Source organism: Streptomyces longhuiensis (assembly GCF_020616555.1).
Taxonomy (GTDB): Bacteria; Actinomycetota; Actinomycetes; order Streptomycetales; family Streptomycetaceae; genus Streptomyces; species Streptomyces longhuiensis.
This window is the reverse complement of record NZ_CP085173.1, coordinates 1,277,058-1,289,751: the sequence shown is the minus strand read 5'-3', so window position 1 is coordinate 1,289,751 and position 12,694 is coordinate 1,277,058. Positions and strand designations below refer to the sequence as shown.

Below are 12,694 nucleotides of genomic sequence, written 5' to 3'. Positions count from 1 at the left end.
GCGCGGTTCCTCTCCGTACGTACGTCGCCGAGGGTGAGGAACTGTTCAGGCGCGCGGACGCGCCGCGGGGACCTGCTGGGTGATGCAGTGGACGCCGCCGCCGCCGTGGGCGATCACGCGCGCGTTCACGCCGACGACCTTGCGCCCGGGACAGGCCTCCGCGATGACTTCCAGGGCCTGCGCGTCCTGGGGCAGCCCGGCGACCGGTACGACCACGCCGCCGTTGGCCACGTAGAAGTTGAGGTAACCGACCTCGACCGGCGCTCCCCCGACCTCGACGAACGCGCTCTGCGGCAGATCGACGATCTCCAGCGTCCGCCCCGTCGCGTCGGGCGTGGCCTCGAGGACCGCCCGGTTGGCGCGCATCCGCGCGTAGTCGGGGTGCTCGGGATCATCGGGGAGCTGCACGACGACCTTGCCGGGGGCGACGAACGCGCAGACGCCGTCCACGTGACCGTCGGTCTCGGTGTCCAGGAGCCCGCCGTACGGCAGCCAGATCACCTTGGTGACACCGAGCCGGGCCTTCAGCTCCGTCTCGATCTCCGCCCTGGTCAGACCGGGGTTGCGGTTGGGGTGGAGCAGGCACTGCTCGGTGGTGATCAGCGTGCCCTCACCGTCCACGGTGATCGCCCCGCCCTCCAGGATCATCTCGGAGCGGTCGGCCGGAACACCCAGCCGTTCGAGCAGCAGAGCGCTGATCCGGTCGTCGGCGTCGTACGGGTGGTGCTTGCCGCCCCAGGCGTTGAAGCGGAAGTCCACGCCGGCCCGGCGGCCGTCGGGGTCGAGTACGAACAGCGGCGCGGAGTCACGGAACCACGAGTCGTCGGTGGGCAGTTCGATCACCTCGATGTCCTCGCCGCAGCGTTCGCGGGCCTCGGCTGCGTGGCCGGGCGGCGCGACCATGGTCACGGGCTCGAACTCGGCGATGGCGCGGGCCACTTCGGCGTACTCACCCTTGACGGTGTCCAGGACGTCGCCCCACAGGTCGGGGCGGGTCGGCCAGGCCATCAGGCAGCGCTCGTGCTCGGTCCACTCGGCGGGCATACGGAAGGTCATCAGGGTTCTCCCTCTCCGGATTCATCCGGGTTCGCAGTAGATGGAATATGACTGAAAATTCAGTCAGGTCATGGGACCCGAAAGGTCTCGGCGGTTCTGGACTGGTCGGTCTCGGTGCGTTACAGGAAGTACAGGCGGTTGAGCGGCACTTCGGACGCCGGCTCCGAGCGGACCGGTGCCCCGTCCAGCGTGACGAGCCCGCTGTCGGCGTCGACCCGGACCTCGCCCAGGCGCGCGTTGTTCACCATGTCGGCCGGGCCTATCCCGCGGGTGCCGCGCACGGCCACCCGCCGGCGCCGGGTCGCCAGCGCGTCGTACGGCCGGCCGAAGGAGCCGGACTCGGCGGCGGCCCGGCTGACGAACGCCACCGACAGATCCGCCGCGGTCGCCCCGTGTCCGCCGAACAGCGGGCCGAGGACGAGTGGTTCGCACCGGTCGTCGGCCGCATTGGGATCGCCGGTCACCCCGTAGGCGGGGAAGCCCGCCTTGAGGACCATCTGCGGCTTGGCGCCGAACGAGTCGGGCCACCACAGCACGATGTCCGCGAGCTTTCCGCTCTCGATCGAGCCGACCTCGTGGGACAGGCCGTGGGCGATCGCCGGATTGATGGTCAGTTTGGCGATGTAGCGCAGCACGCGCGCGTTGTCGTCGTCGTCTCCGTCGCCCTCCATCGGGCCGAGCTCGGCCTTCATCTTCCCGGCCACGGCGAAGGTGCGGCGCACCGTCTCCCCGGCCCGGCCCATGCCCTGGGCGTCGGACGAGGTGATGCCGATGACCCCGAGGTCGTGCAGCACGTCCTCGGCGCCCATGGTTCCCGCCCGGATCCGGTCCCGCGCCATGGCGGCGTCGCCCGGGAGGTCCGGCTGCAGGGCATGCGCGCTGAAGATCATTCCGTAGTGCTCGGCGACCGCGTCCCTGCCGAAGGGGAGGGTCGGATTGGTCGAGGAACCGATGACATTCCGTACGCCTGCCATCTTCAGCACGTTGGGCACATGACCGCCGCCGCATCCCTCGATGTGGAAGGCGTGAATGGTGCGCCCTTCGAGGACGGCGAGGGTGTCCTCGACCGACAGGCACTCGTTCAGGCCGTCGGTGTGCAGGGCGACCTGGACGTCGTGCTCCTCGGCGACCCGGAGCGCGGTGTCGAGCGCCCTGGTGTGCGCGCCGAGGTCCTCGTGCACCTTGAAGCCGCAGGCGCCGCCCTCGGCGAGCGCCTCCACCAGGGGCGCCGGCTCGGAGGACGAACCCCGGCCCAGGAAGCCGATGTTGACCGGCCAGGCGTCGAAGGCGTTGAACGCGTGCCGCAGAGCCCAGGGCGAGTTGACCCCGACGCCCCAGCTGGGCCCGATCTCCTGGCCGATGATCGTGGTGACGCCGGAGGCGAGCGAAGCCTCCATGATGCGCGGCGACAGCAGGTGCACGTGCGTGTCGATCGCACCCGCCGTGGCGATCATGCCCTCTCCGGAGACGATCGTCGTCCCGGTGCCGACGACGACATCCACGTCGGCCAGGGTGTCCGGGTTGCCCGCGCGGCCGACGGAGGCGATGCGCCCCTCCCGGATGCCGATCGACGTCTTGCGGATGCCCTGCGCCGCGTCGATCACGAGCACGTTGCTGATGACGACGTCGCAGGTCTCACGGACGGCGGCGGCCTTCAGATGCAGTCCGTCGCGGGCGGTCTTGCCGAAGCCGGCCAGGAACTCGTCCCCCGGGGCCTGCGAGTCGGACTCGACCCGTACGACGAGTCCGGTGTCGCCGAGGCGGACCCGGTCGCCGGCGCGCGGGCCGTGCACGGCGGCGTACTCCTGCGGATCGATGGTGGTGCTCACGAGGAGGCCTCCTGGTCGTCGTCCGGCCTGGCGCCGAGATATCCGCAGGCGGCCGCGCGGATCAGAGCGTCGCGACGGGCGCCCGGCGCGTCCAGCGGTCCGTCGACCAGACCGGCGAACCCGATCACGACGCGGTCGCCGCCGATGGGGATGAGCCCGACCTCGCTCTCGGAGCCCGGCGCGAACCGGGTGGACGCTCCGGCCGGCATGGCCAGACGCATCCCGAAGGCGGCGGCCCGGTCGAAGTCCAGGCGGGGGTTGGCTTCGAAGAAGTGGAAGTGCGAGGTGACGCTGATCGGTACGGAGGCGGTGTTGCGGACGGTGACCGTCCGGACCGGAGCGGGCTGCCCGGCCGGTGCCTCCGCCGCGGGCAGGACGGCGCCGGGCGCCTGCGCCCCCAGTCTGCCGCCGCCGAACGGATCGCTGACCACGGCCAGCCGGGTCCCGTCGTCGAAGACCGCCTCGACGTGGATCTCGGTGACCACATCCGGGACGCCGGGCAGGACGTCATCGGGCCCGAGGGCCTCGCGCGCGGCGGCGACGGCCTCCGCGAGGCGTGCGCCGTCACGGGCTGCCTCGCACGCCGTGTCGGCGATGAGCGCGGTCGCCTCGGGCACGTTCAGGCGGAGACCGCGGGCGCGTCGGGCGCGGGCCAGTTCGGCGGCACCGAACAGCAGCAGCCGGTCGCGCTCCGTCGGGGTCAGCCGCATACCGGCGGCTCCGTGGATCTGCCCTGGGCGGGCTCGTGGGCGGTGGCGTCGTCGAAGTGCATGGTGGTGAGTCGCTCTCTGTGGCGGTTCATCTGGTGCTGACCTGAAGATGTCACTGACTGAAAAATCAGTCAAGGTGTCTGACGCGACTTCTGCGAGCATTCGCCGGCTTCTACGAGCATTCGCCGGGCGGGGCCGCGGGACGGCCGGCGCATGCGCGTCGGACGGGTCCAGCAGCCGTTCGTCAGGTGGTCCTGCGGTAGTGACGGACGGAGACCGTCACGGACTCGCTCGTCGTCGGGGCATCGATGAGATGCACGATCGCGATGTCCTTGCCGTTGGCGCCGCGGATGCAGAACGGACGCCATTCCTCCAGGTCATCGAACTTCAGCGTGGTGACCGGCTCGCTGTCGATGCCCTCCTCGCAGCCGCCGGGGGAGAGCGTGTCGTCGTAGGCGATGTAGGCGTCGCTGTCGTCGGGGAACTCGAATGCGTCGGCGGTGCGTGCCAGGTACCAGGCGGCGGTGGACTCGGGGGAGACCGTGCCGTTGCCGAGGTCGAACTCGTAGCTCGGGTCGGGGGAGGTCAGCTCGGTCTCGGCGTACACCTGCCGGTATCCGGCACCTGGCGAGGCGGTCGACTTCGAGGGCGGTGAAGAGTGCGGCCGTGCGGGCGGGGCCGAGCTCCGGTCGCGCCCGCCGGGGCCGTTGGCCTTCGACGGGCCCCCGTGCGAGTCGCTCAGGCGGTAGGCCGTCGCTCCGGCGACCAGGACGGCCACTGTCACCGTCGGCACGACCCAGCGCCGGCGCCTCCTGCGCCGGGCCGGCGCAGGAGGCGGTGCGGGCTGTGCGGTGACGGCGGTGTCCGTGCGGGCCGGGGCCGTGGGGGTGGCCGTGATCGTGGGCTGCGCGTGTGACGGCTGGAGTGGTTCGGGCAGATCGCTGCGGCCGGCTATGTCGGCTCGAATCGGGTGCGGCAGCCAGCCGTCGGTGAACCTCAGTTGCGCGCCCGCGGCCGGATGGTGGCGCACGGCCTCGATCAGGGCGCCGGTCGTGGGCCGATCCTCGGGGTTCTTCGCCAGGCACTGCCACAGCAGGTTCTGCAGTTCGGGCGGTACGTGCGTGAGGTCGGGCTGTTCGTGCACCACGCGGTACAGGGCCGCGGACTCGGGGCCGCTGCCGAAGGGGGGCGCGCCGCAGACCGCGTACACCGCGAGCGCGCCGAGCGCGAAGACGTCCGTCGCGGGTGTGGCGGCTGCGCCCAGGGCCTGCTCGGGGGCCATGAAGGCGGGTGTGCCGATCTGCAGGCCCGCGCTGGTGAGCGCGACGGCGTCGGCGGCTCTGGCGATGCCGAAGTCGATCACCCGTGGGCCGTCGGAGGCCAGCAGTACGTTGGCGGGCTTGAGGTCGCGGTGGACCACGCCGGCGGCGTGGATCGCCTGGAGCGCCTCGGCGATGCCGGCCATGAGCAGCAGCACCGTCGGAACGGGCAGCGGACCGTGCCGGTGGACCACCTCGTGCAGCGAGGGGCCGGGCACGTAGGCGGTGGCCAGCCAAGGTGTCGCGGCGTCGGTGCCGGAGTCGATCACCGGCGCCGTGTACAGGCCGTGGACGCGCTGCGTGTTCGTCACTTCCTGGGCGAACCGGTGGCGGAAGGCGGTGTCCCCGGCGAGCTCCGGGCGTACCGCCTTGAGGGCGACCGGCCGGCCTCCGGGTGTGAAGGCCAGGTAGACGTGGCCCATGCCGCCCGAGCCGAGCCGGGCGCACAGTCGGTAGCCGCCGATCTCGTGCGGATCGTCCGCGGACAGGGCCTGGAAGGCGGGTGGCGCGGCACGTCGGTCGGAGGTCATGCGGTGGCTCTCTCGGGGTGTGACGGACAGGGGGCTGCGTGCGGCGCGCGCGGGATAGGGGAGGGGATGGGACTGCATGGTGCCCGTGACTGAAGTTTCAGTCAATATGAGGTGAGGTTCAGCCGTCGAAAGCGGTTAGGGTAGGAATCGTGGGCGACCGTAGAACAGCGATCATGGAGGCAGCCGCGCGGGTCATCGCCCGCCGCGGAGTGCGCGGGCTGCGGGTGGAGGAGCTGGCCGCCGAGGCCGGGGTGTCCACCGCGCTCATCTACTACCACTTCAAGGACCGCGCCGGGATCCTGCGCCGGACCCTGGAGTTCATCAATGACCGCGCCGAGCGCTACACCACGGAGCGCGACGCGGACGCCGAGCCCTTGACCCCGCGTCAGGAGCTGGAGCGCACCCTTCTCCTGGAGCTCCAGGACGATCCGGTCGTACGCGAGAACAGCACCGCGTGGGGCGAGCTGCGCGCCAGCGCCATCTTCGACCCCGATCTGCGGGAAGACCTGGCCAGGGCGACGTTGGTCTGGGTGCAGGAGATCTCCGAACTGCTCGGTCAGGTACGGCCGATGGCCACCGTCACGACCCTCGCCACCTCCGCCGAGCGGCTGACGCTTCTGGTGGAGGGCATCAGCATGCGCTGGCTCAGCGGCATCCTCCCGCTGGAGCACGCCCGCGAGCTGATGCTCGACGCCGTCGACGCCGAACTGGGGCGGCTGGAACGCCGGTAGGTGTGGCCCGCCCCGGCGGTGTGCGTCGCGCCGGCGCCCTGACCTGCTCGTTACAGTACGGGCGTGAGTACTCGACGCGCCAAGCTGCTGGAAGCCACCTGCCGAGTGATCGCCCTGCGGGGAGTGAGAGGACTGCGGGTCGAGGAGGTCGCCGCCGAGGCCGGTGTGTCCAAGACCCTGATCTACTACCACTTCCGTGACCGGTCGGGCCTGGTCACGAGCGCGCTGGAGTACGTCAACGACCGCGCCGAAGGGTATGCGGGCGTCGCCGACGACGATGACGCCCCCGTCCGTGAGCTGCTGCTCCGGCTGCTGGTCGGGGAGTTCCAGGACGACCGGGCGGTGCGGGAGAACTCCGCGGTGTGGGGCGAGGTGCGAGCGGCGGCCACCTTCGACGAGGGGCTGCGGCCGGTCCTGGCGACGCTGACCGAACGCTGGCTCGTCGAGCTGGCCGAGGTGATCGAGGACGGTCAGGACGAGGGCGACATCCCGGCCTCGGTGGACTCGCGCGCCGCCGCGGTCCGGCTGACCTCACTGGTGGAGGGGCTGAGCGGGCGCTGGCTCGCCGGTCTGCTCACCACCGCCGAGGCCAGGTCACATGTGGCCGCCGCTCTGGAGCGCGAGCTGCTGCCCGATGCGCAGGGCTGATCCGCCGGGCTGATCCGCTGGACTGTACGAAGAGGCGTCGAGCCTCACCGATTCGCTGGGCGCGCGGAGCCCGGCATGGCTCTTTGACTGAAAATCCAGTCAGTGTCACAATGGGGGCATGGTGACACCGAGTCGCTCGGCTCGCTCCCTGCCCGGGTCGCGTCCTGCGCCCCGGGGGATACGGGTGAGTGCGGCAGCCGCCTAGGCGCCGCGGGCCGACGACTCCCGTCGCGACGTGGGGCGATCGGTGATCGCCGTCGAGGCTTCCGGCCCGTCCCATGTGAGGCCCCGGCAGGTTCCCTGTCGCCGACCGCCGCTCTTTGCGACTCCTGCGCCTCAACAGCCGCTCGATACACAGCACTTGATGTGGAGCCCCCCATGAACGAACCTCCCCTGGGCAGGCGTCTGCTCGACGCGGTCTTCGGGGCGAGCCCCTCGCGTCAGGCCGGCTACGACAACACGGCCGATGACGGATGGCACGTACCGGCGGACGACGTCCCGCACGTGCGGACCTGGATGTCCTGGCCGGCGAGCAGATCCATCTGGGGCCGCCAGTTGCGCGGAGTCCAGCAGGACATCGCTCTCATCGCCCGCACGGTCGCCGCCTACGAGCCCGTCATCATGTGTGCCCCGGACGAGGACACCGCCGAGGACGCCCGGACTGCCTGCGGGCGGGACGTGACCGTCATCACCTCGATCCCCACCGATGACCTCTGGATGCGCGACATCTGCGCCGTCTTCCGACGCGACGGCCGGGGAAACCGTGACGCCGTAGGTCTCAACTTCAACGGATGGGGTCACAAGCAGACCCATCGGGACGACGCCGCCGTGGCCGAGTGGGTCGCCGAATTCGATGAACTCGACTTCAAATGGGCGGACTTCGTCGGCGAAGGCGGGTCGATCGAGACCGACGGTGACGGGACGGTGATGGCCACCGAGAGCAGCCTCGTCAACAAGAACCGCAACCGCGGAATGAGCCGGACGGAAATCGAGGAGGCCGTACTGCACGCGTACGGCGCCGAAAAGATGATCTGGGTCCCCGGCGTCCGCGGCCGGGACATCACCGACAACCACATCGACGTCACCTCCCGCTTCATTCGTCCCGGCGTCGTCATGGTGCAGCTGCCGCCCGACGACAGGGGGGACGTCTGGGCCCGCGACGCGCGCGAACAGTTCGCGATCATGTCCGGTGCGACCGACGCCCGGGGGAGAAGACTCCAGGTCATCCAGGTCGACGGCCCCGACACCGTCCGCTCGCGCAGCTCTCAGTTCGTCGACTCGTATCTCAACTTCCATGTCGTCAACGGCGCTGTCGTCACAGCCCAGTTCGGGGACCGGGCGAAAGACCACGCCGCCCGCCAGGCCCTGGCCGACGCGTTCCCGGGGCGCGAAGTGATCCAGCTCGACGTCGACCGCCTCATGGGCGGAGGCGGCGGCATCCATTGCTCCACCATGCACGAACCCGTGCCGTAGCCCCCCATGCACGCAGGTATCCGAAATCGCATCCAGACCACCTGAAAGCGCGCCCAGACAGCCGAAACGGCAACCGGCGTCGGATATTTTCTGTCCCCAGGGCTCCACGATGCAGGATCCAGCAATCCTGAAAGTGGCCCGTCAGCTGAATTCCGGAGTTCTCAGTGCCCCATCCCCCCATGTCCCGTCGCAGCGTCCTGCGATCCTTCGCCGGCCTCGGTGCGCTCGCCCTCGGAGCCGCGGCCTGCAATCCCGGTGACGACCTGACCTCCTCCGCGTCCTCGCCCTCCGGGAGCGGGGCGAAGGCCTCGGGCCGCAGGTTCGGAGCGGAGTGGGACAGCCACACCCGCACGTTCATGTCGTGGCCCGCGCTGGAATCGGTGTGGTTCGAGGATCTGCCCGCCGTGCGTGCGGACATCGCTCGCGTGGCGCGGGCCGTGGCGGAGTACGAGGCGGTGGTGCTCATGGCACGGCCGGAGCAGGTCGACGCCGCCCAGCGGGCCTGCGGTTCCCAGGTCGAGGTCATCCCCCTCGAGGTGGACGACCTGTGGGCGCGCGACATCGTCCCGGTGTTCGTCGATGAGTCCGACGACCGACTGCTGGGTGTCGACTTCAACTTCAACGGCTGGGGCGGCAAGCAGGAGCACCGCAACGACGCGCAGGTCGGCCGGCTCCTGTTGGAGAAGTACGGCATCGCCCGCTCGAAGGCCCCGCTCGTCGCCGAGGGCGGCTCCTTCGAGACCGACGGTGAGGGCACCCTGCTCGTCACCGAGAGCTCGGTGGTCAACAAGAACCGCAACCCCGGGAAGAGCCGCGATCAGATCGAGGCCGAGCTCAAGAGCACTCTGGGCGTCGAGAAGGTGCTCTGGCTGGCCGGAGTCCGCGGACAGGACATCACCGACGCGCACGTCGACAGCCTCGTCAGGTTCACCGCCCCGGGGGTCGTCCTCGTGGACCAGGCGTTTCCCGGCAGCCCGCCGGACGTCTGGTCGCGCTCGGCAGACCAGGCCAGGTCGGTCCTCAAGAAGGCCACGGACGCCCGCGGCAAGCGCCTGGAAGTCATCGACCTGCCCCAGCCGGACCTCGACAGGATCACCGGAACCGGCGACGACTTCGTGTCGACGTACGCGAACTTCTACATCGCCAATGGCGCGGTGTTCATGCCGCGCTTCGGTGACACCCGGGCCGACGACCGTGCGAGGGGGATCCTCCAGGAGCACTTCCCGACGCGCGACATCGTGCCCGTGAAGATCGACACCATCGCGGGTGGCGGCGGCGGAATCCACTGCTCGACCCACGACCAGCCGGGCAAGCCGGCCGCGTAACCCCACGCCACGCACGGGGCCGCCAGGTCGGGGAGCGAGCCGTCGCATGCCGAGCGGCAGACGTCGGCTCGTTCCCTGGCTGGCGGCTCTGGCGGCTGGCGGCTCTCGTGTCTCAGGCCGGTCGGGCGGCGACGGCAGCTTTCGCGGGCGCCTCCGTCGTCGCGGTCCGTGAGGTGTCCTTCGTCCCGCGGGCGTCAGGGCCGAGGCGCCCGTCGGGGTCCGGGCGCGTCCTGAACATGGCGTATCGACGGTGCGGCTGCCGTTGTACCGCGAACGTATTTCCGGTGAACCCTTGACGTCTCGCGACCCTCCGCTATTAGATCTCCCCTATTGGGCATGCGGCCAATAGGGTCGATCGGTCATGCCGTGACGCTTCATGGGAGGACGCGATGGCGACCAGAGACCTGACAGCCACCGCCGGCGGTGACACGGCCACGGCCGTGGAACAGGCCGGACAGCTGGAAGCGCACGGGATCGACTACATCCCGGAGGAGGAGCGGCACGGCCGGCCCCGGGAGCTGTTCGCAGTGTGGGCGGCGCCCAACGTGAGCTACCTGAGCCTCGTCGTGGGCGCGGCGCTGGTCCTGATGGGCCTCACCCTCGGACAGGCGCTGGCGGTGATCGTCGCCGGCAACCTGCTGTGGGCGCTCACCGGAGTCCTCGCCGTCAGCGGGCCGGCCGCGGGCACCACGGGCTCGGTCGTCTCCCGGGCCATGTACGGAGTCCTCGGGAACAAGGCCGTCATCGCGCTCACGGGCTGGCTGATCTCCGCCGCCTATCTGGCGCTGAACTGGTCCGCAGCCTCGGTCGCCGCGTTCGGGCTCGCCCGGCGGCTCGGCGCCCCCGACAGTCCCGTGCTCGACGGCGTCATCATCTGCGCCATCGCCGCGGCCACCCTCGTGGTCAGCGTGTACGGCCACGCCACGATCGTGCGCCTGTACTCCGTGCTGAGCGTCGCCCTCACCGTCGTGTTCGTCGTCGTCAGCGGCTACGTACTGGGACACACCGACTGGTCCTACCGGCCCGCCGAGTCCCTGCACGGCGCGCAGCTCTGGGTGACGCTCGTCGGCGGCTTCGCGATCATCGCGTCCACCCCCCTCTCGTACAGCAACAGTCCTGACCTGGCGCGATACCTGCCGCGCGACAGCAAGCCGATGGCGGTGGCGGGATGGACGGCGCTCGGGGCCTTCCTGCCGAGCGTGCTCTTCACCGGCGTAGGCGCCCTGGCCGCCACCACGCTCGACATGAGCGACCCGGAGGCGGCGCTCGAGGGGATCCTCCCGAGCTGGTTCATCCCGGTGTTCGTCATCGCGGTCGTCCTCAACACCGTCGCCAACAACGGCCTGACCGCGTACAGCGCGGGTCTCACCCTCCAGTCCATCGGCGTGCGTCTCGGCCGGATCCCGGCCGTCCTGATCATCGGCATCCTGGCCACGGCGATGACGCTGTACGCCCTCCTCGTCTTCGACTTCCTGACCAGCGTGAACACCATGCTCGAACTCGTAGTCGTGGTCACTGGGCCCGCGGTCGGCGTGTACGTCGCCGACATCTGGATCTGCCGCAACCGTTACGACGGCCCGCAACTCCTCGACGAGCGGCGCGGCAGCCCGTTCTGGTACGACGCGGGCGTGCACCGGGCGGGAGTGGCGGCGTTCCTCGCCGGTGCTCTCGCCGGAGTCCTGTGCGTGAGTACGAGCTTCTGGACCGGCCCCGTCGCGTCGTCGCTCGGCGGCGCGAACCTGTCCCTCGTCGCGGGACTCGTGGTCTCCGCCGTCGTGTACGGGGTGTTGGGGCGCACCCGGCGTCGCGCGGTGACCCGTGAAGCGGGCGCGTGACCGACGCGCGGCAGCTACATCCCCGCGCCCCGACATCCCCCCACCCTGCGAGGAGAACGCCGTCATGATCGCCCGCCCCGCCGAACGCCTCCACGTCGAGGTCGCGTCGTCCGACCCGTTCGCGCGCGGAGCCGCCCGCGGTGAGCGACTGCGCGACACCCTTCCCGGAGGGATCGCCGCTTACGACCGCTTCTTCCGGCTCGGCGGCATCAGCCCGCAGGAGGTCCGCGACGACGCCGAGCGTGCGCTCGATGTCATCGACGCGTTCCGCCCCCGCGCGCGGGCGGAGATCGAGGGCATCGCACACGGCGCCGGTGCCGACGTCTGGCGCATCGCGGCGCTCAACGCACGCACCGAGATACTCGCTCGCAGCGCCACCGTCCCACCCGGCGAATGCTCGACGATCGTCCGCCGCACGGGTGGCGCAGCCGGCACCGTCGGCACCTTCGGCATCCAGACCTGGGACTGGCATGTCGAGCTCAACCCCTACTGGCACACCCTGGAGTCCCGCGGCGGCACCCACGACGTGGTCGGCCTCACCGAGCACGGCATCCTCGGCAAGATCGGCATCAACAGCGCAGGCCTCGCACTGCACTTCAACATCCTCGGCCACCGCCGAGACGGCGTCGGTGGCGTCCCCATGCACGTCCTGGCCGCCGTCGTCCTGGAGGAAGCCGGGAGCGTGGCGGAGGCCGTGGAGATCGTGCGCGACGCTCCGATCGCCTCGTCGGGATCGTTCGCCCTCTTCGACACCTCCGAGTCCGTACTCCTCGACCTGAGTCCCGAGGGTGTGTTCGCGGTGGATTCCGACCGGGGCACGCTCGTGCGCACCAACCACTTCCTCACGCCGGCCCCTGCGGCCGGGGAGAAGACGTGGCTCTACCAGCCCGATTCCGGCGAGCGCTACGACCTCATCCGCAAGCGCCTGGCGCCCACGGCTCTGCCGCAGTCGCCCGACGACCTTGTCGGTCTCCTCATATCGGGAGAGGGCGAGGCGGCTCTCACCTGCCTGCCCGACATGAAACTTCCCGAGGGGCAGCGGTGGGCGAGCCTGGCCACGGTCATCCTCGAACCGGCCACATGCGCGGCCCGCGTCCTGGACGGCACACCGGCCGATTCGGGTTCACGGCCCTGGCGCCACCTCGCGGCACAGTGTGGTTCGGACACCGCATCCGGTAGGCGGTGAACCCTTCATCGCACTGGACCCTGCTTCTCGCGCTCTTCTGATTGCATGGAGG

At 70.6% G+C, this 12,694-nt stretch carries 10 protein-coding genes; 6 read left to right on the top strand and 4 right to left on the bottom strand.

Annotated elements, in window-relative coordinates; translation table 11 throughout:
* Window positions 1-45: 45 nt before the first annotated feature.
* The 4 genes from LGI35_RS06210 to LGI35_RS06195 all read right to left on the bottom strand — a co-directional run bounded on the left by LGI35_RS06210 (window position 46) and on the right by LGI35_RS06195 (window position 5,444).
* Complete coding sequence (locus LGI35_RS06210; protein WP_227292890.1) at window positions 46-1,056, bottom strand: agmatine deiminase family protein; 1,011 nt, start codon at window positions 1,054-1,056, stop codon at window positions 46-48.
* Window positions 1,057-1,175: 119 nt separating this feature from the next.
* The gene (locus tag LGI35_RS06205; RefSeq protein ID WP_227292889.1) at window positions 1,176-2,885 is read right to left on the bottom strand and encodes an urease subunit alpha; all 1,710 of its coding nucleotides are present in this window, start codon (window positions 2,883-2,885) and stop codon (window positions 1,176-1,178) included.
* Entirely contained in the window at window positions 2,882-3,595 is a 714-nt protein-coding gene (ureA, locus tag LGI35_RS06200; protein WP_227292888.1) for an urease subunit gamma, read from the bottom strand. The genes LGI35_RS06205 and ureA overlap by 4 nt, the downstream gene beginning before the upstream one ends.
* 244 nt (window positions 3,596-3,839) lie before the next feature.
* Window positions 3,840-5,444 (bottom strand): serine/threonine-protein kinase, encoded by a 1,605-nt coding sequence (locus LGI35_RS06195; RefSeq protein ID WP_227292887.1) that lies wholly within the window; start codon window positions 5,442-5,444, stop codon window positions 3,840-3,842.
* 173 nt (window positions 5,445-5,617) lie between these two features.
* On the opposite strand from LGI35_RS06195, the gene LGI35_RS06190 reads away from it, so the two are divergent.
* The 6 genes from LGI35_RS06190 to LGI35_RS06165 all read left to right on the top strand — a co-directional run bounded on the left by LGI35_RS06190 (window position 5,618) and on the right by LGI35_RS06165 (window position 12,642).
* Window positions 5,618-6,175, top strand: a complete 558-nt coding sequence (locus LGI35_RS06190; RefSeq protein WP_227300213.1) for a TetR/AcrR family transcriptional regulator — start codon at window positions 5,618-5,620, stop codon at window positions 6,173-6,175.
* Between the two features lie 63 nt (window positions 6,176-6,238).
* Entirely contained in the window at window positions 6,239-6,823 is a 585-nt protein-coding gene (locus LGI35_RS06185; protein ID WP_227292886.1) for a TetR/AcrR family transcriptional regulator, read from the top strand.
* 378 nt (window positions 6,824-7,201) lie between these two features.
* The gene (locus LGI35_RS06180; RefSeq protein WP_227292885.1) at window positions 7,202-8,296 is read left to right on the top strand and encodes an agmatine deiminase family protein; all 1,095 of its coding nucleotides are present in this window, start codon (window positions 7,202-7,204) and stop codon (window positions 8,294-8,296) included.
* 179 nt (window positions 8,297-8,475) lie between these two features.
* Entirely contained in the window at window positions 8,476-9,621 is a 1,146-nt protein-coding gene (locus LGI35_RS06175) for an agmatine deiminase family protein (protein WP_227292884.1), read from the top strand.
* Between the two features lie 389 nt (window positions 9,622-10,010).
* The gene (locus tag LGI35_RS06170; protein ID WP_227292883.1) at window positions 10,011-11,456 is read left to right on the top strand and encodes a purine-cytosine permease family protein; all 1,446 of its coding nucleotides are present in this window, start codon (window positions 10,011-10,013) and stop codon (window positions 11,454-11,456) included.
* 64 nt (window positions 11,457-11,520) lie between these two features.
* Window positions 11,521-12,642: a C45 family autoproteolytic acyltransferase/hydrolase gene (locus LGI35_RS06165; RefSeq protein WP_227292882.1), complete on the top strand. Its 1,122-nt coding sequence runs from the start codon at window positions 11,521-11,523 to the stop codon at window positions 12,640-12,642.
* Window positions 12,643-12,694 lie beyond the last annotated feature (52 nt).

What these genes read in the sequence shown, in the direction of transcription:
- LGI35_RS06210 (WP_227292890.1), bottom strand. Translation starts at nt 1,056, where the DNA reads ATGACCTTCCGTATGCCCGCCGAGTGGACCGAGCACGAGCGCTGCCTG.
- ureA (WP_227292888.1), bottom strand. Translation starts at nt 3,595, where the DNA reads ATGCGGCTGACCCCGACGGAGCGCGACCGGCTGCTGCTGTTCGGTGCC.
- LGI35_RS06195 (WP_227292887.1), bottom strand. Translation starts at nt 5,444, where the DNA reads ATGACCTCCGACCGACGTGCCGCGCCACCCGCCTTCCAGGCCCTGTCC.
- LGI35_RS06190 (WP_227300213.1), top strand. Translation starts at nt 5,618, where the DNA reads ATGGAGGCAGCCGCGCGGGTCATCGCCCGCCGCGGAGTGCGCGGGCTG.
- LGI35_RS06180 (WP_227292885.1), top strand. Translation starts at nt 7,202, where the DNA reads ATGAACGAACCTCCCCTGGGCAGGCGTCTGCTCGACGCGGTCTTCGGG.
- LGI35_RS06175 (WP_227292884.1), top strand. Translation starts at nt 8,476, where the DNA reads ATGTCCCGTCGCAGCGTCCTGCGATCCTTCGCCGGCCTCGGTGCGCTC.
- LGI35_RS06170 (WP_227292883.1), top strand. Translation starts at nt 10,011, where the DNA reads ATGGCGACCAGAGACCTGACAGCCACCGCCGGCGGTGACACGGCCACG.
- LGI35_RS06165 (WP_227292882.1), top strand. Translation starts at nt 11,521, where the DNA reads ATGATCGCCCGCCCCGCCGAACGCCTCCACGTCGAGGTCGCGTCGTCC.